The 17,125-nt window shown below is 42.8% G+C and carries 23 protein-coding genes; 14 read left to right on the plus strand and 9 right to left on the minus strand.

Annotation, left to right across the window (positions count from 1 at the left end; genetic code table 11):
• Positions 1–83: 83 nt before the first annotated feature.
• Positions 84–953, minus strand: coding sequence for an SDR family oxidoreductase (locus LCY76_RS08835; RefSeq protein WP_248254632.1), 870 nt, complete (start codon positions 951–953; stop codon positions 84–86).
• A gap of 160 nt (positions 954–1,113) precedes the next feature.
• Between LCY76_RS08835 and LCY76_RS08840 the strand changes: the two genes are divergently transcribed.
• A complete protein-coding gene (locus LCY76_RS08840) occupies positions 1,114–2,268 on the plus strand; it encodes a histidine kinase N-terminal domain-containing protein (RefSeq protein ID WP_248252336.1) in 1,155 nt (384 codons plus the stop codon).
• A gap of 184 nt (positions 2,269–2,452) precedes the next feature.
• On the plus strand, positions 2,453–3,685 hold the full coding sequence (gene hmpA / locus LCY76_RS08845) for an NO-inducible flavohemoprotein (RefSeq protein WP_248252337.1): 1,233 nt from the start codon (positions 2,453–2,455) through the stop codon (positions 3,683–3,685).
• 35 nt (positions 3,686–3,720) lie between these two features.
• On the opposite strand, the gene LCY76_RS08850 is transcribed toward hmpA, so the two are convergent.
• Together LCY76_RS08850 and LCY76_RS08855 are read right to left on the minus strand one after the other, a co-directional pair.
• Positions 3,721–3,858 carry a hypothetical protein gene (locus LCY76_RS08850; protein WP_248252338.1) on the minus strand — a complete coding sequence of 46 codons (138 nt, stop codon included), beginning with the start codon at positions 3,856–3,858 and terminating at the stop codon, positions 3,721–3,723.
• A 45-nt stretch (positions 3,859–3,903) separates the two neighbouring features.
• Positions 3,904–4,770: a DegV family protein gene (locus tag LCY76_RS08855; RefSeq protein WP_248252339.1), complete on the minus strand. Its 867-nt coding sequence runs from the start codon at positions 4,768–4,770 to the stop codon at positions 3,904–3,906.
• Between the two features lie 162 nt (positions 4,771–4,932).
• Here LCY76_RS08855 and LCY76_RS08860 point away from each other — a divergent pair, with 162 nt between their 5' ends.
• On the plus strand, positions 4,933–5,787 hold the full coding sequence (locus tag LCY76_RS08860; protein WP_248252340.1) for a YitT family protein: 855 nt from the start codon (positions 4,933–4,935) through the stop codon (positions 5,785–5,787).
• A 51-nt stretch (positions 5,788–5,838) separates the two neighbouring features.
• Here the strand turns inward: LCY76_RS08860 and LCY76_RS08865 are convergent, their stop codons facing one another.
• On the minus strand, positions 5,839–6,096 hold the full coding sequence (locus tag LCY76_RS08865; RefSeq protein ID WP_248252341.1) for a NifU N-terminal domain-containing protein: 258 nt from the start codon (positions 6,094–6,096) through the stop codon (positions 5,839–5,841).
• Positions 6,097–6,114: 18 nt separating this feature from the next.
• Positions 6,115–6,567, minus strand: coding sequence for a GNAT family N-acetyltransferase (locus tag LCY76_RS08870; RefSeq protein WP_248252342.1), 453 nt, complete (start codon positions 6,565–6,567; stop codon positions 6,115–6,117).
• A gap of 127 nt (positions 6,568–6,694) precedes the next feature.
• Between LCY76_RS08870 and LCY76_RS08875 the strand changes: the two genes are divergently transcribed.
• The gene (locus tag LCY76_RS08875; RefSeq protein ID WP_248252343.1) at positions 6,695–7,282 is read left to right on the plus strand and encodes an SGNH/GDSL hydrolase family protein; all 588 of its coding nucleotides are present in this window, start codon (positions 6,695–6,697) and stop codon (positions 7,280–7,282) included.
• Positions 7,283–7,326: 44 nt separating this feature from the next.
• On the opposite strand, the gene LCY76_RS08880 is transcribed toward LCY76_RS08875, so the two are convergent.
• The 3 genes from LCY76_RS08880 to LCY76_RS08890 all read right to left on the minus strand — a co-directional run bounded on the left by LCY76_RS08880 (position 7,327) and on the right by LCY76_RS08890 (position 8,665).
• Positions 7,327–7,578 carry a DUF3813 domain-containing protein gene (locus LCY76_RS08880; RefSeq protein WP_248252344.1) on the minus strand — a complete coding sequence of 84 codons (252 nt, stop codon included), beginning with the start codon at positions 7,576–7,578 and terminating at the stop codon, positions 7,327–7,329.
• 3 nt (positions 7,579–7,581) lie between these two features.
• A complete protein-coding gene (locus LCY76_RS08885; protein WP_156316220.1) occupies positions 7,582–7,725 on the minus strand; it encodes a hypothetical protein in 144 nt (47 codons plus the stop codon).
• A gap of 127 nt (positions 7,726–7,852) precedes the next feature.
• Positions 7,853–8,665: a Cof-type HAD-IIB family hydrolase gene (locus LCY76_RS08890; protein WP_248252345.1), complete on the minus strand. Its 813-nt coding sequence runs from the start codon at positions 8,663–8,665 to the stop codon at positions 7,853–7,855.
• 136 nt (positions 8,666–8,801) lie between these two features.
• Between LCY76_RS08890 and LCY76_RS08895 the strand changes: the two genes are divergently transcribed.
• The 6 genes from LCY76_RS08895 (at position 8,802) to LCY76_RS08920 (ending at position 12,638) form a co-directional block, all read left to right on the plus strand.
• Positions 8,802–9,077: a hypothetical protein gene (locus tag LCY76_RS08895; RefSeq protein WP_248252346.1), complete on the plus strand. Its 276-nt coding sequence runs from the start codon at positions 8,802–8,804 to the stop codon at positions 9,075–9,077.
• A gap of 296 nt (positions 9,078–9,373) precedes the next feature.
• A complete protein-coding gene (gene yjfP / locus LCY76_RS08900; protein WP_248252347.1) occupies positions 9,374–10,138 on the plus strand; it encodes an esterase in 765 nt (254 codons plus the stop codon).
• Between the two features lie 29 nt (positions 10,139–10,167).
• On the plus strand, positions 10,168–11,451 hold the full coding sequence (locus LCY76_RS08905) for a molybdopterin molybdotransferase MoeA (RefSeq protein WP_272885588.1): 1,284 nt from the start codon (positions 10,168–10,170) through the stop codon (positions 11,449–11,451).
• Complete coding sequence (gene mobB, locus LCY76_RS08910) at positions 11,415–11,942, plus strand: molybdopterin-guanine dinucleotide biosynthesis protein B (RefSeq protein ID WP_248252348.1); 528 nt, start codon at positions 11,415–11,417, stop codon at positions 11,940–11,942. The genes LCY76_RS08905 and mobB overlap by 37 nt, the downstream gene beginning before the upstream one ends.
• Positions 11,939–12,409, plus strand: coding sequence for a molybdenum cofactor biosynthesis protein MoaE (locus tag LCY76_RS08915; protein ID WP_248252349.1), 471 nt, complete (start codon positions 11,939–11,941; stop codon positions 12,407–12,409). Before mobB ends, LCY76_RS08915 begins: the two co-directional genes overlap by 4 nt.
• Positions 12,402–12,638, plus strand: a complete 237-nt coding sequence (locus tag LCY76_RS08920; RefSeq protein ID WP_248252350.1) for a MoaD/ThiS family protein — start codon at positions 12,402–12,404, stop codon at positions 12,636–12,638. Before LCY76_RS08915 ends, LCY76_RS08920 begins: the two co-directional genes overlap by 8 nt.
• Here the strand turns inward: LCY76_RS08920 and LCY76_RS23825 are convergent.
• Entirely contained in the window at positions 12,635–12,763 is a 129-nt protein-coding gene (locus LCY76_RS23825) for a hypothetical protein (RefSeq protein ID WP_255357532.1), read from the minus strand. The two genes, LCY76_RS08920 and LCY76_RS23825, sit on opposite strands and share 4 nt — an antisense overlap.
• A gap of 143 nt (positions 12,764–12,906) precedes the next feature.
• Here LCY76_RS23825 and argC point away from each other — a divergent pair, with 143 nt between their 5' ends.
• The 4 genes from argC to argD are packed head-to-tail and all read left to right on the plus strand — an operon-like array spanning position 12,907 to position 17,103.
• Positions 12,907–13,944, plus strand: a complete 1,038-nt coding sequence (argC, locus tag LCY76_RS08925; RefSeq protein ID WP_248252351.1) for an N-acetyl-gamma-glutamyl-phosphate reductase — start codon at positions 12,907–12,909, stop codon at positions 13,942–13,944.
• A 16-nt stretch (positions 13,945–13,960) separates the two neighbouring features.
• On the plus strand, positions 13,961–15,190 hold the full coding sequence (argJ, locus tag LCY76_RS08930; RefSeq protein WP_336606250.1) for a bifunctional glutamate N-acetyltransferase/amino-acid acetyltransferase ArgJ: 1,230 nt from the start codon (positions 13,961–13,963) through the stop codon (positions 15,188–15,190).
• A gap of 12 nt (positions 15,191–15,202) precedes the next feature.
• The gene (argB, locus tag LCY76_RS08935) at positions 15,203–15,952 is read left to right on the plus strand and encodes an acetylglutamate kinase (protein ID WP_248252352.1); all 750 of its coding nucleotides are present in this window, start codon (positions 15,203–15,205) and stop codon (positions 15,950–15,952) included.
• Positions 15,949–17,103, plus strand: coding sequence for an acetylornithine transaminase (argD, locus tag LCY76_RS08940; RefSeq protein WP_248252353.1), 1,155 nt, complete (start codon positions 15,949–15,951; stop codon positions 17,101–17,103). Before argB ends, argD begins: the two co-directional genes overlap by 4 nt.
• Positions 17,104–17,125: the final 22 nt, after the last annotated feature.

A 17,125-nucleotide genomic window follows, 5' to 3' on the forward strand; every position in this document is an offset into this window, starting at 1 on the left:
TGCCATTTTATCCAAATAAAAAAAGCCGATCTTCATCGGCTTTTCAGAATGTAAGAAATAGCTTGCATTGAGCTTTTCTTAATCTATCCGTTAACAACCGTTCCTCCGTTGATGTGGATAGTCTGTCCTGAAACATAGGATGAATCGTCACTTGCCAGGTAGACATAGGCTGGTGCCAGTTCTTCAGGCTGGCCCGGACGCTTCATAGGGGAGTTTTTTCCAAATACATCCACTTCTTCTGCAGTAAAGGTAGAAGGGATCAGTGGTGTCCAAATCGGTCCTGGGGCAATTGCATTTACTCTAATGCCTTTTTCGACGATTGAATTGGAAAGGGCGCGAGTAAACGACACGATTGCTCCTTTGGTCGATGAGTAGTCGATCAGTTTAGGGTGGCCCTTATAAGCAGTTATTGAAGCGGTATTGATGATGGAACTTCCAGCCTTGAAATGCTTTAAAGCGGCTTTCGTCAGATGGAACATGGAGAAGATATTTGTTCTAAAGGTTTTCTCCAGCTGCTCTGCTGAAATATCCTCAATGCTGTTCTGTGGATGCTGTTCACCAGCATTATTAACAAGAATGTCTAGCTGTCCAAATTCTCCAACGGTTTTTTCAACGGCTTCCTTGCAGAAGTTTTCGTCTCCAATGTCACCGGAAAATAAGAGGCAGCGAACGCCTTCCTGTTCGATCAGCGATTTTGTTTCTTCAGCGTCATTCTGTTCATCAAGATAGATGATGGACAACTGAGCGCCCTCTTTTGCAAAGGCAATCGCAGCTGCCTTACCGATCCCGCTGTCGCCTCCTGTGACTAGGGCGACTTTTCCTTTGAGCTTGCCGCTGCCTTGATATGTTTTAGCTTGAGATTGCGGTTTTGGATTCATTTCCGATTCTGTTCCCGGCTGATGATTCTGGTGCTGTGCCGGAGGATCAATTTTTCTTTCTTGCTGGTCGCTCATTTTCTCATCCGTCCTTTGTCCATGGTTTGAATACGACATTATTCTTCCACATCTCTTATGCAATCAAACCTTTTTTTAAAAAAGGTAGACAAATATTGTTCATCTTTTCAAAGTGTTGCATAATGAAGTAAAAGATGACAAAGAGAGAGGCAGTGGTTTCATGGTTGGTGTTGAAGCGTTGTCCAGCGAACAACTGTATCGGGCAATAAATCACTTTCGAACGCTTCATGAAAAGATTGTAAGGGAATGGCTGGACCATGCCTTAATAAAAAAAGAAGACCCTTTTTATGAAGAGGTCGTTAAGAACGGCAACCGCACCCTTGATTTGCTTTATAAGTATATAGAAAAACCGGATATTTCCCTGATTACGGACCTTACAAAAAAAATTGCTCCTGAGCGAATTGAAGCCAAAACAGACATCAGTGAATTTGTTTATAACATAAACATAGGCAGGCAAATCGTAAACGATAAGGCACTGAACTCCATTTTTCCTCCTGTAGAAATGAAGTGGATCATCATGACCATCAACCATTTTTTTGATCAGCTTCTTTACTATGCCATTAAAGAGTTTTCGTCATTGAATGATGTTATCATCGAGAATAAAAACCAGTTTATTCAGGAAATGCACAGTGACAGGCTTACGATATTAGGGCAGATTGCGGCAAGCTTTGCACATGAGTTTAGGAATCCGTTAACTTCTATTAAAGGATTCATTTATCTTTTGGAATCAGAGCTTGTACCGAATGAAAAAACCGACCATTATATTTCTATCATCAATGATGAGATGGAAAATCTGCAGGACAAGATCAGCCAGTTCCTATTGCTTTCCAAGATGAAAGGGCTGGACGACCTTATCGCTATCTTTGATCTATCTATCTGTTTGCATGAAATGATCGACTTTATGTACCCTCGTTTTCTAGAAGCGAAAATTAATCTAATGGCAGAAATCTCTCCAGATCTAAAGGTTGAAGGGGACAAGAACCAATTGAAACAAGTCATCTTGAATATATTGAACAACGCCGTAGAGGAGCTTTGTGATCTTCCGGAAGAACGAATTATTAAAGTAAAAGCCTATCGTTCATCAGAAAAAATCAGGCTTGAAATATCAAACAATGGTTCACAGATTCCAGCCCACCTGCTCGAGAACATCTTTGAGCCATTCATTACAACCAAGGAGCTGGGGACCGGACTTGGATTATCGGTCTGCAAACAAATTGTTGAAAAGCATAATGGGCAAATCCTTGTTGAATCCAATGCTTCATATACTACTTTTTCCATCAGCATTCCAGAAGCAATCGAAAGAACATCTTTATAAGGTGTTTTTTTTTTGCAATGAAGTATTGTCTAGATTCGATGCTTGACGGACTTTAGCAGAGGCTTGCACCATTCTTATGATTCACAAATCTGACATGAGAAAAGTGATTGTAATCACTATGAGGATATATTCGTTTTCTTATAATGAACATGTAATCAATATGGAAACCAAAGGGGACTTTGTCATGCTGGATCAAAAGACAATTGAAGTGATTAAATCAACCGTACCTGTGCTTAAAACTCACGGAAAGGAGATCACTACCCGTTTTTATAAAAATTTGTTCACTAAACATCCGGAACTATTAAATATTTTTAATCATGCCAATCAAAAACAGGGACGCCAGCAGACGGCTTTAGCGAACGCCGTTTATGCGGCTGCTGCCAATATTGATCAGCTGGAATCGATTATTCCCGCAGTGAAGCAAATTGCCCAGAAGCATCGAAGCTTAGGGATTCTGCCTGAACATTATCCGATTGTCGGCGAAAACCTTCTTATAGCGATCAAGGAAGTGCTTGGCGATGCTGCAACTCCTGAAATCATAGAGGCATGGGGAAAAGCATACGGTGTAATTGCAGACGCGTTCATCGGAGTGGAAAGCCAAATGTATCAGGAAGCAGAACATCAGCCAGGAGGCTGGGAAGGATTCCGGAATTTTATCGTGGATCGGGTCGAAGAGGAGAGTTCAGTTATTACCTCTTACTTTTTAGTGCCGGAAGATCAAAAAGCCATCGCTGCCTTTAAACCTGGCCAGTACATCAGTATCAAGTTTGTGATCGATGGCGAAGAATACAATCATATTCGCCAGTACAGCTTATCAGATGCTCCAGGAACAGGCTATTATCGGATCAGTGTCAAGAAAGAAGCGATCGGCACACATCCAGGCAAGGTTTCTGTGTATCTTCATGACCATATTAAACAAGGGGATATTCTGCAGGTAAGTGCTCCTGCCGGGGAGTTTTATCTTGATACAAAAAAAGAAACTCCAATTGTGCTTCTAAGCGGAGGAGTGGGTCTAACCCCAATGGTCAGCATGCTGAACACATTAGTTCAAGAACAAACAGAGAGAAACATTACTTTCATTCATGCTGCCATCGACAGTACATTTCATGCATTCAGGGAGCATGTCAAGAATTTGGCTGCAGAGCTTGATCATATTAAAAGTTATGTCGTCTATGAGAATCCAACTCTTGAAGACGAAGAAAAAGGTTTGTACCACAAAGAGGGATACATTGATCTCAACTGGCTGAAAGGACTGAATCTCGATCCTAATGCGGACTATTATTTCTGTGGACCACTTCCATTCATGAAGGCTGTGTATCACTGCCTAATGGACCTTGGAATCCACGAACAGCAGATTCATTTTGAATTTTTCGGGCCAGCAGCAGAACTTACAGAAACCGTAAAAGTAAAAGCATAAAAAAAAAGCATCCGCAAAGGATGCTTTTTTTAAATTTACAAATGATCGTTTTCTTTAGAAAACGAATGTTTTCCAGCTGCTTTGTTTTTTTGTTCAGCTTCATTTTTCAACTGCTGATTCGCTTGACGATCGTTTTCTTTCTTATGAGCGTCTTTCGTGTATTTATGTGTCAAAAGTCTCGCCTCCTCATGATTTAACATGAGCGGGTAAGAATAACTTTATGCATCGGAATAGGGCTTTGTAAGAAAGAACATGGCAATGGTGCCTGGACCCGCATGAGAGCCGATGGCACAGCCAATCATGGATATCATAATCTGTTCACAGCCGGTTTCTGCTTTAATCATTTCTTTTAAGGCATTTGCCGCTTCTTGATCATCGGCATGGCTGATCCCGATAATTTGATCTTCAAATGAAGTTCCCCGTTCTTTCATCAATTCGATCATCCGGCCAAACACTTTCTTTTTGCCACGGATTTTTTCGATCGGATAGAGTTTGCCTTCCTTCATATGAAGAACCGGCTTTATTTTCAGCAGGCTTCCCATTACTGCTGCTGTCCGGCTAACACGGCCGCCTCTTAATAAATATTCCAAGTCATCTACGGTGAAAATATGCTCAGTATGGCTGAGGTAATAATTCGCTGTGTTTATTACTTCTTCTAGATTTTTTCCTTCTTTCGCAGCCTTTGCCGCCTGATATACAACAAGGCCAAAACCAAGAGAAGCACATTGGCTGTCGATAACACTGATATTTGCATGAGGATATTCCTCAAGCACCTCCTGGCGCATGAGTTCAGCGGTCTGGAAAGTTCCGCTTAAGCCTGAAGAAAGCGTGATATAAACACAAGGCGTTTCAGTTACTGCGCATTTCTGGAAGGCTTGCTTAACAAGCAAAGGAGGAACCTGGGACGTTTTAGGTGCCGCACCTTCACGCATCTGATTATACAGCTGAAGCGGCTGTATGGTTTTCCTGTCATATTCTTCATGGCTATGAATGGTTACGACTAAAGGAAGCATATTAATTTCAAGTTCATCTATTATGTGCTGCGGCAGATCACAGCCGCTGTCTGTAATGATCTGGACTCCCATATCAATCACCTTCAATTATGTATGATATCTTCAGTGTATACTTCACTATTGGTAATGGCAATAGAATGTTTCAAGCTAAAACCTTTGTGCCTATTGACTCCAGAAGTTAATTCTGATAAAAAAGTATAGTTGGGAAGCTATGAATCGAAAGGAAATTTAAGAATGAATTACACACCCATGCAAGAAATCAAGAAAATTATCGCCATTATTTTAGGTGCTGCGTTGAATGCAGCCGCCCTTAATTTATTTTTAATACCTGCCAAAGTGTATGCGAGCGGATTTACCGGTGTGGCACAGCTCGTTTCTAGCTTGCTTGTCCATTCACCAGTTCCTATCTCAACTGGAATGCTTTTGTTTGTTCTAAACATTCCGGTAGCCATTCTAGGATGGATGAAGGTTGGTAAATCGTTCACCATCTACAGCTTTTTTTGTGTTTTTATGATGTCTTTTTTTCTTGAAATCATTCCTGTTGTTGAAATTTCAAAGGATATTTTGCTCAATGCGGTATTTGGAGGAGTGATTGCCGCTGTTGGTGTCGGCTTTACGCTAAAATATGGTGCTTCAACCGGGGGCCTAGATATCGTTGCCATGATTTTGTCACGTAAACACAACCGTCCGATCGGAACATATTTTCTGATTTTAAACGGCTGTATCATCCTTGCGGCCGGGCTGCTTTTCGGGTGGGAGAAAGCCCTTTATACACTCGTTACTTTATATGTTAGTACCCGTGTCATCGATGCAATCCATACCCGCCATGAGAAACTGACGGCTATGATTGTGACGAGAAAGGGAAGCGAATTAAAAGAAGCCATCCACTCAAGGCTGGTTAGGGGAATTACGATCGTCCCTGCAAAAGGAGCATTCTCAAACGAAAACAAAGAGATGCTTGTTATTGTCGTAACCCGATATGAGCTATATGATTTAGAACACATCATTAAAGAAGTCGATCCAAGTGCATTCACCAATATAGTGAACACGACTGGAGTTTTCGGGTTATTTCGAAGAGATGATCAATAGAAAAAAGAGTACCTTCAGGGAATTTTACCTGCAAGGTACTCTTTTTTTTTATTATAACGTTTCCAGAACTTTCTGAATTTGGGGCACCAGTTCGTCCCAATCACTTTCAGGAAATTTGTTTACGGTAATAAAGTCTTGAAAACCGAAGATGGATTCCACACCATCAATGCCAATAAGGGATTGTGCCAATTCTGAATCAGGTGTTTCTCCTGCTCTGGCTGATAATCTGCCTTCTAAAAAGGGCTGGCTTGCGGAAAATTTAAGAGCATTTGGGTTTGGGGTTGGTTGTATTCCAAATTCTACTGCCATTCTTCTCATCTCCTGTTATTAAAAATTAAAACGATACCTCTGTGATACAATATCATGAAAATCAAGGGAGTTGTACAGGTGTTTTGTGACTGAATTGTTGATTCCTGTTTCCAGCTCTATGGACTTAATCCCTTCATGTTCTGCCCAATGGATCAGATGCAGCAAAATTTTGCGGGCAATTCCTTTGTTTCGCGCATTTTCCCGGACGAAAAGTTCGTTTAACCAAAGATAGGGGCCGCCGAGAGGCAAGCTGATTCCGATGTTGTAGAATGCAACTCCGAAAACTTCTCCTGCTTCCTCGGCGATGATGACGCCTGAGTTGGAATCCTTCTGGATGGCAAGAGAAATGCCGTTTAGTACTTTTTGATAACTGCCATCATCCTCTGAACGCGTACGCTGCTGAGAGATCAAATCCGCGATTTTCTTGGTTAAATCCTCAGTGGCGTCAGCCGGAACTTCATAGACAAACATTAAAATCCTCCATGCAAATAGGTTTTGTAGCTACATTATAACAAAATAATCACTTTGCGACTGTGAGCAAATGAATTTTACAGGCGAATATTTATAATGAAACTAAAAAATGGCAAGGGGGGAGTTCATGAAAACATTGGTGTGCTTCGGTGACAGCATCACTTCTGAGGAAAAAAGCGATGACGGTTCACTTAGGCTGAGTTCAAGGGTGCGTTTGTCCCTGCAGAAATGGAATGTTATTAATGCAGGTGTACCTGCTGAAACCACGCGAGTGGCGTTAACCCGTTTTCAGGAAGACGTTTTACGGCATGACCCTGATCTGGTGACCATTCTTTTTGGTGCAAATGATGCGAGCAGACATCGTTTAATCGAAGTGGAAGAATATAAAAAAAACCTGGAATACATGATTGAAAAGCTTGGTCCATCAAAGGTCATCCTTGTTTCTCCGTCACCGGTTAACGAACGTTTTCAACATGCGAGATCAAATGAGGAGTTGAAGAATTACGCGTTTGCGGTAAGAAAATTGGCAAAAAAGTACAATACCCATTTCGTGGATTTATGGACAGAGATGATCAACAAAGATTATTGCAAGATGCTTAATAATGATGGCCTGCATTTTAATAAAAAGGGCTATAAACTCCTTGCAGATCTCGTCATCCGAAAAATGGAAAAGATTTCAAAATCCCAAGCTTCGAAAAGAATGTTACTGCTATAGTGGGTTACCCATAAAAAAAGGCTGAGAGAAAACTCTCGGCCCTTTTACTGCTGGTCTTGCGTGCTGCTTTTTGTCTGATCAAGCTCTTCCTGCAGTTCAGCAAGCTGCTGGCGTTCTGCATCAGAAGAGTCAGCCATGGCGGAAGAGATAATATTCTGTGCTACTGAAACGTCTTCGTTGCTGAAGTCATTGTTATGCTGGCTGATTTGCTCATGCTGTTCGTGTTGTCCCTCTTCATTTTTTCCAACCAGATTGGAAACAGCTTCTCTTGCTCTCTGAAAAATATTATTACCCATCGGTTAATTTCCTCCTAATGTAATATTTTTTTGAACTTCTTGCTTCGTTTCTTTAATGTCTTCATTTAGCTGCTGCTGAACGTCATTATGCTTTACTTCATCAGCGCCTTGCTGTATAGCACGTTTTGATTTGCTGTGCTTGCTCATTCATTTTTGCCTCCTAACGGTTTATATTAGTTTTTACACAAGCACGAGTTTTATGTAGAAAGCTCACCCTTCCAAAATTTATAAAAACCCGGCAAAGATTAGTCTCTGCCGGGTTTAATGGATTACATCATTTTAATGACAATACATCTTCTAAGTAAAGGGCGATTCCATCTTCTTCGTTTGTTGCCGTTACAAAGTTTGCGATATTTTTCAATTCGGAAATGGCATTGCCCATCGCAATTCCGTGTCCTGCATATTCAATCATTTCCAAGTCATTGTCTTCGTCGCCAAATGCAATGACCCTTGCTGTTGGTATGTTGTAATATTCGGCGATCTTCTTTAATCCTACAGCTTTGTTTAAACCGGCACGTATGATTTCTATGATGTTCCAAGGAGCAGCCCATACGCGCTGGTCGATTACTTCAGCATGTTCCTGTTTCAGCTGGTCCCGCAATTCAGCAACGTGATGATCCTGAGGATGAATCAAAATGGAGGTAGGGTCATCAGTGAGCATGTTTTGAAGGTCCCCCGTCTGTGCCGGGTTCTCTCCCATGATAAACGTATTGACAATGACCTCGTCTTCTTTGTGCAAATACACATCATCCAATACTTCAGCCATAATATTTTTCACAAGAAAGTCTTCAGCAGTTTGAATGACTCTTTTCGCATGTGAAAGTTCCAATGGGGAATGGTACACACCAAACTTCTTATCGTGGGGGTGATGAACAAATGCGCCGTTAAAGTTAACAATTGGTGTGTTTAAGCCAAGTTCATCATAATACATGGTGCTTGCACGATAAGGGCGGCCGGTTGAAATGCAGATGATATGCCCTTCTTTTTTAGCCTGAAGAACGGCGTTTTTTGTTCGATCCGAAATCGTTTTTTTATCATTCAGTAAGGTGCCGTCTAGATCTAACGCGATTAAATACGGTTTCTTCATTCAGATTCCTGCCTTTTCTTCGGTTCTCAAGTTTAGTGTAAAGCTTTCCTTAATCACTGTCCATTATAAGGAAGTTTTACTGTAGCGGGTCAAGGGTAATGCTACAAACATATCGGTTCAAGAAGGAGGAGTTTCCATGAAGAAGAAATATTTGCTGCTATCTGGTTTTGCATTGTCCGCTGCTGGAGTAACATCCTACCTCTTGCGTAAGGGTTCCAACAGGGCTATGGCTAAAATGATGGTCAATGATATGAAAGATAAAATCCTTCCTTTTCTGACAAAAGAGGAAAAAGATCAGAAACTGCCTGTGAATAAAGCGGGCCATCCCGATCCATATGATGTCGATGATAATGAAATGGTGTCGGAAGGAAGCATGTATCCTGTGAATTATTACAATAAAAAGAAACAGTAAGGCAATGTGATCAAGGTAAGAAAGCAAAAAGCAATTTAGCATGCATTGATGTAATGTCTAGCTCAATCACCCAGTCCTGAAAACGAACTTCAGTTTTCAGCGTAAGTCCTCGAGAGACGAAAAATAATTACCATTTCGTCTTAGGTCGCTTCACTCTTACCCAACAACACAAAAAATGTGTTGTTGGGTAAGAGTTCCAGCGCTTGTCGGACTTTTACGGGCGCTTGAGCTTTTCTAATACGCAAATTTTGATTAACTTGTTATGATAGAGTAAACGATAAGCAAAGGAGAAGTATATGGTAACCATAGAAACACGAACAATTGATAACATTCCGGTGCTGCATGCTTTTGAAGGTGGCAAAGAGAATGAAAAGCTTCCTTTAATGTTGTTTATCCATGGATTCACGAGCGCAAAGGAGCACAACCTGCACTTTGCCTATGCCCTTGCCCAAAAAGGATACCGTGTCGTTCTGCCGGATATGCTTCATCATGGTGAACGAATGTCTGATGTTTCAGGAGATAAAAGGATGTATTCCTTCTGGGATATCGTCGTTCAAGGTATCCAAGACATACATAAACTTGTTCAATCTCTTGATCGGGAAGGCATAATTGACCGTGAGAGGGTAGGAGTTTCAGGTACTTCCATGGGAGGGATCATTACATTTGGCGCTCTGTCACAGTATCCTTATATAAAAGCAGCTGTAACACTTATGGGAACACCGTACTATGAAGATTTTGCTTATTGGCAGATTGAAAAGATGAAACAGCAGGAAGTTTCCTTTCCTTTTTCAGAAGAGGCGCTCGCGAAGGTCATCTCCATCATCAAGCCCTTTGATTTAACATCGTGCATGGAAAAGCTTGATAATCGGCCTCTGTTATTATGGCACAGCAAAATCGATGAAGTGGTACCTTTCAGCCAAAGCTGCGATTTCTATAGAAAAGCAAAGGCTGTTTATAAAAATCCTGAGAAAATCCAATACATCGCGGATGAAACCTCAGGACATAAAGTATCTAGGGCGGCGTATCTCGAAACGGTAAAATGGTTTGCCAAATATTTATAGATCTGAAATAACCAACGAGAGAGGTGAGCATGATGCCGATTGAAAAACGGAAAATCATACCCGTCTGGGAAGCAGTACGGAGTGTACTGGATCAAACATTTGAATTGCCGACCGAAACGATTCCTCTTGAAGAAAGTGATAACCGTTATTTAGCGGAAGACATTAAAACTACCCATGATGTGCCTCCTTTTGATCGTTCTCCTTATGATGGATTTGCAATTAGAGCTGAAGATACAAATGGTGCATCAAAACAAGCTCCTGTAATTTTAAACGTGATCGATTCAATCGGAGCAGGCCATGTTTCTGAAAAAACAGTCCAAGAGGGAGAGGCCGTACGCCTAATGACGGGGGCTGCTATTCCAAAAGGTGCAAATGCCGTCATCATGCTGGAGCTCGTGAGCGAGAGGGACAGCGTGCATATTGAGATAAGACGAACTGTCCTCCCAGGTGATAATATTTCTGAACAGGGGGAAGACACAGAACAGGGAACTCAGATCTTAAAAAAAGGCTCAAAAATTCATCCGGGTGCTGTCGCTCTTCTGGCTACCTTCGGTTATGAAAGAGTGAAGGTAATGAAGAAGCCGGTGGTGGGGATATTAGCTACTGGTACAGAACTGCTGGATGTTGGGGAGGAGCTCGTTCCCGGAAAGATTCGAAACAGCAATGCCTACATGATTGCCTCACAGATCAAAAAAATAGGCGGTGAACCTCACATACTCGGCAAACTGCCGGATGATTTCGAGCAAACGTATACGGGCATTGTCAGCGCTTTAGAACGATGTGATGTGTTAATCACGACAGGCGGTGTTTCAGTGGGAGATTTTGATCATTTGCCGGCAATCTATAAAAAGATGGGGGCAAAGCTGCTTTTTAATAAAATCGCGATGAGGCCGGGGAGCGTTACTTCAGCAGCGGATTACAAGGGGAAACTTTTATTTGGCCTCTCCGGCAACCCGTCAGCATGCTTTGTGGGCTGTGAGCTGTTCGTGCGTCCTTATCTTTTGAATGCCTTGAATGCCGACAAGGTTCATCTTGGCGTATTAAAAACAGAGTTACAGGAGGATTTCCTTAAACCGAATCCATTTACACGTTTTGTGCGAAGCAGAGTGGAATGGAGGGGATCTGCACCATTTTCTGTTCCAGTAGGCTTGGATAAATCGGGGTCCGTTTCCTCCCTCGCAGAGGCCAATGCGCTAATCGTTCTGCCTGGAGGAACGAGGGGGTGGGAAAAAGGATCGGAAGTGACCACGCTCTTATTAGACGGGGAAGGCAGTGTATGGCCATGGGATCTGGCAGAAAAGTCCAAGTTGTAGGATATAAGAACAGCGGAAAAACAACTTTGATTACAAACCTGTTAGAGGCTGCGGCCAGGGCTGGAATCATGACCGGAACGCTTAAGCATCATGGACATGGCGGCCGGGTTGAATTTCGGGACGATGAATCGGATACCGCAGCACACCGCAGAGCGGGGGCAGTTGTTTCAGGGGTTGAAGGCGGGAATACTTTTCAGCTTTGTCTTAATATGCAAGCAAGCTTATGCAAGCTGCTTGAACTCTATGAACCGCTGGGACTTGATCTGCTGCTGCTTGAGGGATTCAAGGAACATCAGCTGCCTCGCATCGTCCTGCTAAAGGAGAATGCAGATCTCAAACTTCTTGAAGACAGCGTGGAAATTCTTGCGGTGATTGCATGGCCGCCTGTTTCCAGGCAGCTGATATCAGCAGATCTTCCATTTTTCAGGATTGGCGAAAAGGTACAATATATAGATTTTCTTCTGGATTTGTTTAAGGGGTTGAATACATGAAACGATTTGAAATTGTCACTGGACCAATTTTGGTACAGGACATTATAGACAAAGTAATCAGGGCGGAAGCCGGGGCCGTAAATACATTTATAGGAACTGTCAGAGAGTTGACGAAGGGTAAAAGAACGGTCTTTTTAAAGTATGAAGCATATATTCCGATGGCAGAAAGACAGCTTGCGAAAATAGGCGATGAGATTAGTGCCCGCTGGCCGGGATCAAGAACGGCCATTTCCCACCGAATCGGCAGCCTGGATATTTCTGATATTGCTGTTGTTATCGCGGTTTCTACACCTCACCGGGCAGAAGCCTTTGATGCATGCCGCTACGCGATCGAGCGCATCAAAGAAATTGTCCCCATCTGGAAAAAAGAACATTGGGATAACGGAGAGATGTGGGTGGGAGATCAGCTTGAAACAGCGGCCTATTCAAAAGGCCATCCTGAAAGCGAGGAAGATAAAAATGATTAAAGTGTTGTTGTTTGCCGGAATGCAGGAACGCGCAGGCACAGCTGAGCTTCAGTTGGATGAAGTACGGCTCCGCATTTCTGATATTAAATCTGCGTTAGAAAAAAAGTATGATTCTCCGCAAATGTTCATAGGCTGTCTATCGGCGGTCAATGAAGAATTTGCCGATGATGATACAGAAGTGTCCACAGGGGATACTGTCGCCTTTATTCCTCCGGTAAGCGGAGGTTAATTTTCACGTTCTGCACACGAAAAACATAATAATGTCGTTTGGTCCACATGAATGCCATTTAAAAAGCCCTCTAAACAATAGATGGGCTTTTTGCATTGGCTGCATTCTCCCACATATTCCTTCATTCTCCCACCTCCTTTTCCTCATCTTAAACGCAACGATTTGTGTAATCAACTCAGAAAAAATAAAAATTTATAAATATACAGTTGAATTTATCTTTATACATACATATAATGAAACATACATTAAAAATAACGAGGTGGAAGTTTTGAATGTCGGTATTGTAGGAGCAACAGGCTTCGGAGGGCTTGAACTTGTTCGGCTGCTGCAGCAGCATCCCGGTGTAAAAAAGCTGACTTTGTACTCATCAAGTAAAAAAGGAGAATCGATTGAAACAATCTATCCTCATTTGAACGGCATCAAGGAGGGAAAGCTGGAAGACATTGATCCTTACAAAATTCCTGAACAGGTTGACTTTCTGTTTTCATCAGCACCTACGGGAGTATCTGCGAGTTTGCTGCCTCCGATTCTTGAGCGGGGGATGAAGGTAATTGACCTTGCAGGAGACTTCCGCTTAAAGAAAAGTGAGGATTATCAGCAGTGGTACAAAAAGGAACCGCCCGATCCCAAGTGGGTTGATCTAGCGGTTTATGGATTATCAGAGTGGAACACCGATCTGATAAAAAACGCTCAGATGATTGCCAACCCCGGATGCTATCCGACGGCAGCTTTGCTCGGTCTTTTGCCGCTGATCAAAAAGAGTTTAATAGAAGTCAGTACGATTATTATTGATGCAAAGTCTGGTATATCAGGAGCTGGGGCGGTTCCTTCTGTTTCGGCACATTTTCCGTTTGCTAATGATAATCTGCAAATCTATAAGGTAAACCAGCATCAGCATATTCCAGAAATTGAACAAATGGTCCATCACTATAGTGAAACGAACAAGCCCATTACGTTCAGTACACATTTAGTTCCTATGACCCGTGGAATCATGAACACCATGTATGCGGAAGTGAAGGAGGGGGTCAGTTCGAAGGAGATTGAGGAAACCTATATCGAGTATGCAGAACAGCATGATTTTATCAGGCTTTCTCCATCACAAGGATTTCCTTCCACCAGGCAGGTTTACGGAAGCAATTTTTGTGACATCGGCTGGTCCTTTGATCACCGGACACAGCGTATAACGGCTGTATCGGTCATCGATAACCTAATGAAAGGTGCAGCAGGCCAGGCTGTACATAATTTTAATCTAATGAATGGATTTCCGGAAACAGCCGGATTGCCGGCAAGTCCAGTTTTTCCATAAAGAAAGGAGAGCCGATGTGGCTTCTATCGTTTCATCTCATCTAAAAAAAGTTACAGGATCAAATATTACATTGCCAAAAGGATTTTCAGCTGCGGGTATAAACTCCGGAATTAAATACAAGAAAAAGGATCTAGGAATAATTTTGAGTGAGAAACCAGCTTCAGCTGCGGCCGTATATACAACAAATAAGATCAAGGCAGCTCCCCTGGAGGTCACGAAGGAAAGCATTGAAACTGAAGGATTGCTGCAGGCCGTGATTGTTAATTCTGGGAACGCCAACGCCTTTACGGGGGAACAGGGCAGATTGGATGCCTATGCCATGCGCAATGAAGTGAGTGAACGATTTGGGCTGCAACAGATTCATGTTGGCGTAGCATCCACGGGCATTATCGGCGAGCCGATGCCGATCGATACAATATTAAAAGGAATTCAGCAATTGAATCCCGCATCCAAACTGAATCAAGCGCTGGAGTTCAGCCAATCGATTTTAACGACCGATACGAAGACTAAAAACGCTTGTTACTCTTTTACTGTCGGCGAGTCAGAGGTGGTGCTGGCGGGTACAGCGAAAGGATCTGGAATGATTCATCCGAATATGGCGACGATGCTTTCCTTTTTAACGACGGATGCTAACATATCTCCCCAAAACCTTCATCATGCACTGAAGAAAGTGACAGATCAAAGCTTCAACTGCATTACTGTTGATGGTGAAACATCGACGAATGATATGGTTCTCATACTTGCCAATGGATATGCAGATCATGAGGAACTCACTCCTGAGCACCCTGACTGGGGAACATTCCTTCAAGCATTGACACTAACGTGCACCGAACTTGCGAAAGCCATCGCCAGAGATGGGGAGGGAGCAACGAAATTGATCGAGGTGACGGTGGAAGGGGCGGCAAGCAGTGAGGAAGCTAGAGCGGCAGCAAAGTCCATCGTAGGTTCACCGCTAGTGAAAACGGCCATCTTCGGTTGTGATCCCAACTGGGGAAGGATCGTCGCTGTCCTTGGATATGCAGGCATCGAAATGAGTCCGGAAGCGATTGATCTTTATATAGGAGATTTTCCTGTACTGGTGCAGAGCGAAATCGAACGCTTTAACCATGAAGAGATCTCAGGCTACTTAACAGGGAGCGAAATTTCCATAACAGTCAACCTCCATACAGGAAACGGAATAGGAAAAGCTTGGGGCTGCGACCTAACCTATGATTACGTACAAATCAATTCCAGCTATACGACGTGAGGAGGAGACAGGATGGATCAATTGGTAATCATTAAGTGCGGGGGGAGCATTCTGAAAGCACTGGAGCCTTCATTTTTCCAGAGATTAAAAGACATGCAGGAAGAAGGAAAACAGATCATACTTGTTCATGGAGGCGGACCGGATATTACCAAATTTATGAATGTCCTGTCCATACCAAACGAATTTATCAACGGTGTGAGGAGAACCTCCGGCCGAGCGGCAGAAACAGCCGAAATGGTACTGGCAGGCCGGCTGAATCCCTGGTTTGTGTATCAGCTGAACCAGCTGGGGCTCAAAGCTATCGGAATAAATGGCAATGATGGTGCGTTATTGGAATGTGACTATCTTAAAAAAGAACAATGGGGCCATGTGGGCAAGATTTTAAAGGTGAACAGCGGAACGCTGACGCAGTTGATCAAAGCTGGTTTTATCCCTGTCATCGCATCAGTATCAAGAAATCTTACTGGAGAAATCTTGAACTTAAATGCGGATACAGTCGCCTTTGAAGTTGCCTCTGCCATGGAGGCAGAATCTCTGATTTTTGTGACAGACGTCAACGGAATTATGGCAGAAGGCAAGACTGTTCAAAAAGCGTCCATTGCCTCAATACATGAGCTGATCAATAACGGAGTCATAACTGGAGGGATGATTCCAAAAGTACAGGCAGCTATAGGATGTCTGCAATCCAAAATTAAAGAAATTCAGATCGTAGGAAAAGAAATGAAAGGGACGATGATCATAAAAGAGGAGGTATACAGTTGAGTGCACTATTTTCAAACTACGGCAGAAGGGACCTGCAGATTGAAAGTGGAAGCGGGAGTAAGCTGACCGATCACGCGGGCAAGTCATATCTTGATTTTACGAGCGGTATTGGTGTTTGCAATTTAGGCCATGTTCATCCAGCGGTTACAGCTGCGGTTGAAAATCAATTGAAAAAAGTCTGGCATACATCTAACTTGTTCCAATCTGATCTGCAGGAAGAAACTGCAGAACTGCTGGTTAAGCCTACTCATCTAAATAAAGTGTTTTTCTGCAACAGCGGAGCGGAAGCGAATGAAGCGGCTATTAAACTGGCAAGGAAATTTACTGGGAAAACAAAAATCATAACGTTTGAGCAGTCCTTTCATGGAAGAACCTATGGAGCAATGGCAGCTACGGGGCAGGATAAGATTAAAAAAGGATTCGGGCCGATGCTGGCGGACTTTCAAACGGTCCCTTTTAATGACTTTGATTCATTGATAAAATACGCTGATTCACAGACAGCTGCGGTAATGATCGAAGTGGTTCAAGGAGAAGGCGGTGTCATACCGGGAAATGAATCCTTCTTGCAAAGGGTTCAGCACCATTGCAATGATCATGACATACTTTTGATCATTGATGAAGTGCAGACTGGGATTGGACGGACTGGGAAAGCTTTTGCTTTTCAGCATTATGGATTAAAACCTGATATCGTTACGTCCGCAAAAGGACTAGGCAACGGTTTTCCAGTAGGTGCTGTACTGGGGACAGAGGAAGTAAGTACAGCGTTTGGACCAGGCAGCCACGGAACGACTTTCGGAGGGAATCCGCTTGCCATGGCAGCAGCGAGTGCCGTACTAAAAGAAGTGTTCTCTGACGTATTTCTGGATGAAGTGATGAAAAAAAGCGCTTTTTTAATTGAAGAATTACAGAAAGAACTATCTCCTTGTACGGAAGTATTAGAAGTCAGAGGGCTGGGGTTGATGGCAGGGATTGAATTCAGTCATAAAGCCGCGCCACTCATTCAGGAACTTCAAAACGATGGGTTGCTGGCACTGCCGGCAGGAGAGTGTGTTTTGCGTCTTCTCCCGCCTCTAAACATGAGTTATGAAGAACTGGCGGAAGGCGTCAAAAAAATATCTAAAGCTGTTAAAAAGAAAAGCATCTTGGTATAACTCATTTTTTTTACAAGGAAAT

This window comes from Fictibacillus marinisediminis (assembly GCF_023149135.1).
GTDB lineage: Bacteria > Bacillota > Bacilli > Bacillales > Fictibacillaceae > Fictibacillus_C > Fictibacillus_C marinisediminis.

Bases quoted from the DNA above. Each gene is read 5' to 3' on its own strand.
- LCY76_RS08835 (WP_248254632.1), bottom strand. From the start codon at position 953: ATGAGCGACCAGCAAGAAAGAAAAATTGATCCTCCGGCACAGCACCAG.
- LCY76_RS08840 (WP_248252336.1), top strand. From the start codon at position 1,114: ATGGTTGGTGTTGAAGCGTTGTCCAGCGAACAACTGTATCGGGCAATA.
- hmpA (WP_248252337.1), top strand. From the start codon at position 2,453: ATGCTGGATCAAAAGACAATTGAAGTGATTAAATCAACCGTACCTGTG.
- LCY76_RS08855 (WP_248252339.1), bottom strand. From the start codon at position 4,770: ATGGGAGTCCAGATCATTACAGACAGCGGCTGTGATCTGCCGCAGCAC.
- LCY76_RS08860 (WP_248252340.1), top strand. From the start codon at position 4,933: ATGAATTACACACCCATGCAAGAAATCAAGAAAATTATCGCCATTATT.
- LCY76_RS08865 (WP_248252341.1), bottom strand. From the start codon at position 6,096: ATGGCAGTAGAATTTGGAATACAACCAACCCCAAACCCAAATGCTCTT.
- LCY76_RS08870 (WP_248252342.1), bottom strand. From the start codon at position 6,567: ATGTTTGTCTATGAAGTTCCGGCTGACGCCACTGAGGATTTAACCAAG.
- LCY76_RS08875 (WP_248252343.1), top strand. From the start codon at position 6,695: ATGAAAACATTGGTGTGCTTCGGTGACAGCATCACTTCTGAGGAAAAA.
- LCY76_RS08880 (WP_248252344.1), bottom strand. From the start codon at position 7,578: ATGGGTAATAATATTTTTCAGAGAGCAAGAGAAGCTGTTTCCAATCTG.
- LCY76_RS08885 (WP_156316220.1), bottom strand. From the start codon at position 7,725: ATGAGCAAGCACAGCAAATCAAAACGTGCTATACAGCAAGGCGCTGAT.
- LCY76_RS08890 (WP_248252345.1), bottom strand. From the start codon at position 8,665: ATGAAGAAACCGTATTTAATCGCGTTAGATCTAGACGGCACCTTACTG.
- LCY76_RS08895 (WP_248252346.1), top strand. From the start codon at position 8,802: ATGAAGAAGAAATATTTGCTGCTATCTGGTTTTGCATTGTCCGCTGCT.
- yjfP (WP_248252347.1), top strand. From the start codon at position 9,374: ATGGTAACCATAGAAACACGAACAATTGATAACATTCCGGTGCTGCAT.
- LCY76_RS08905 (WP_272885588.1), top strand. From the start codon at position 10,168: ATGATGCCGATTGAAAAACGGAAAATCATACCCGTCTGGGAAGCAGTA.
- mobB (WP_248252348.1), top strand. From the start codon at position 11,415: ATGGCCATGGGATCTGGCAGAAAAGTCCAAGTTGTAGGATATAAGAAC.
- LCY76_RS08915 (WP_248252349.1), top strand. From the start codon at position 11,939: ATGAAACGATTTGAAATTGTCACTGGACCAATTTTGGTACAGGACATT.
- LCY76_RS08920 (WP_248252350.1), top strand. From the start codon at position 12,402: ATGATTAAAGTGTTGTTGTTTGCCGGAATGCAGGAACGCGCAGGCACA.
- LCY76_RS23825 (WP_255357532.1), bottom strand. From the start codon at position 12,763: ATGAAGGAATATGTGGGAGAATGCAGCCAATGCAAAAAGCCCATCTAT.
- argB (WP_248252352.1), top strand. From the start codon at position 15,203: ATGGATCAATTGGTAATCATTAAGTGCGGGGGGAGCATTCTGAAAGCA.